This is a genomic window from Pseudomonas sp. NPDC087803 (genome assembly GCF_044742995.1).
Taxonomy (GTDB): Bacteria; Pseudomonadota; Gammaproteobacteria; order Pseudomonadales; family Pseudomonadaceae; genus Aquipseudomonas.
This window is the reverse complement of the sequence record NZ_JBIUVO010000148.1, coordinates 1-1,749: the sequence shown is the minus strand read 5'-3', so window position 1 is coordinate 1,749 and position 1,749 is coordinate 1. Positions and strand designations below refer to the sequence as shown.

The window sequence follows — 1,749 nt, the reverse complement described above, 5'->3', positions numbered from 1 at the left end:
AAAGTGGCTGCTCTGGTGAGGGTGCAGCATCTTTCGGGCGACAGTTTAAAAACCGTCTTTTTGCTTGGAGTCTGCCAGCTGGGCTGCATCTTCTTCTGCGAAGTTGTCGACCGGCTTCTCGATGCCTTCGCCTACTTTGAAGTAGGTGAAGGAAACGATTTCTGCGCCGCCTTTCTTGGCCAGCTCGCCAACCTTGATTTCTGGGTTCTTGACGAACGCCTGCTCAACCAGGCTCGCTTCTGCCAGGAACTTGCTGATACGGCCTTTGACCATGTTCTCAACAATGTTTTCTGGCTTGCCTTTGATCTTCTCTTCGTTCAGCTGCAGGAAAACAGCTTTTTCACGCTCGATCGCTTCAGCCGAAACTTGCGAAGGCAGCAGGAACTCAGGGTTGCTGGCAGCTACGTGCATCGCGATGTCTTTGGCCAGCTCGACGTCACCGCCTTTCAGAGCCACAACAACACCGATCTTGTTGCCGTGCAGGTACGAACCTACAACGTCACCTTCGATACGGGCCAGACGACGGATGTTGACGTTTTCGCCTACTTTGGCAACCAGTGCTTCACGAGCAGCTTCTTGCGAAGCAATCAGTGGAGCAGCGTCGGTCAGCTTCTCTGCAAACGCTTTTTCAACGCTGGCAGCGACGAAGTTCTTGAAGTCGTCTTGCAGAGCCAGGAAGTCGGTCTGCGAGTTTACTTCCAGGATAACGGCAGCTTTACCGTCGTCCTTGATTGCGATTGCGCCTTCAGCGGCAACGTTGCCAGCCTTTTTCGCAGCCTTGATCGCGCCCGAAGCACGCATGTCATCAATGGCTTTTTCGATGTCGCCGCCAGCCTTTTCCAGGGCTTTCTTGCAGTCCATCATGCCTTCGCCGGTACGCTCGCGCAGTTCTTTAACCAACGCTGCAGTAATTGCTGCCATTTTCAAATTCCTCTTGGATAGGTTTTCAACCATTCCACCCGATCGAACGGGCGTTCAATTCTTCCCGAAACACCTTGTAGCTGCTGCACGTTACAAATGCAGGAGGTGCGCTGCCACAAGTGGGCGCCAACAAACGGTTTTCGAGGTGGCAAAAAGGGGGCCAAGCCCCCTTTTTGCTTACTGAGTCAACGCCAGGGCGTCAATTACTCAGCTGCAGCCTGAGTTTCTTCAGCTGCGAATTCAACAGTGCCGCCAGCAACATTGTTGCGACCACGGATCACTGCGTCAGCCATCGAACCCATGTACAGATGGATTGAGCGGATTGCGTCTTCGTTGCCTGGGATGTTGTAGTCAACGCCTTCCGGGCTGCTGTTGGTATCGACAACGCCGATAACCGGGATGCCCAGCTTGTTGGCTTCGGTGATCGCGATGCGCTCGTGGTCAACGTCGATCACGAACAGTGCGTCTGGCAGACCGCCCATGTCCTTGATGCCGCCCAGGGAGCGATCCAGCTTTTCCAGGTCACGGGAGCGCATCAGCGCTTCTTTCTTGGTCAGCTTGGCGAAGGTACCGTCTTCGGCTTGAACTTCAAGGTCACGCAGACGCTTGATGGAAGCACGAATGGTTTTGAAGTTGGTCAGCATGCCGCCCAACCAGCGGTGATCGACGTACGGCGAACCGCAACGTGCTGCTTCTTCAGCAACGATCTTGCCAGCGGAACGCTTGGTGCCGACGAACAGAATCTTGTTTTTGCCCTGGGCCAGACGCTCTACGAAAGTCAGAGCTTCGTTGAACATTGGCAGGGTTTTTTCAAGGTTGATGATGTGA

Annotated in this window: 2 protein-coding genes; both read right to left on the bottom strand. The window is 54.1% G+C overall.

Going from position 1 to position 1,749, the window contains the following annotated elements; translation table 11 throughout:
- Window positions 1-45 precede the first annotated feature (45 nt).
- The gene (gene tsf / locus ACIOUG_RS27050) at window positions 46-921 is read right to left on the bottom strand and encodes a translation elongation factor Ts (protein WP_401070245.1); all 876 of its coding nucleotides are present in this window, start codon (window positions 919-921) and stop codon (window positions 46-48) included.
- Window positions 922-1,124: 203 nt separating this feature from the next.
- On the bottom strand, window positions 1,125-1,749 hold a 625-nt coding region (gene rpsB / locus ACIOUG_RS27045), incomplete at its 5' end, for a 30S ribosomal protein S2 (protein WP_401070242.1).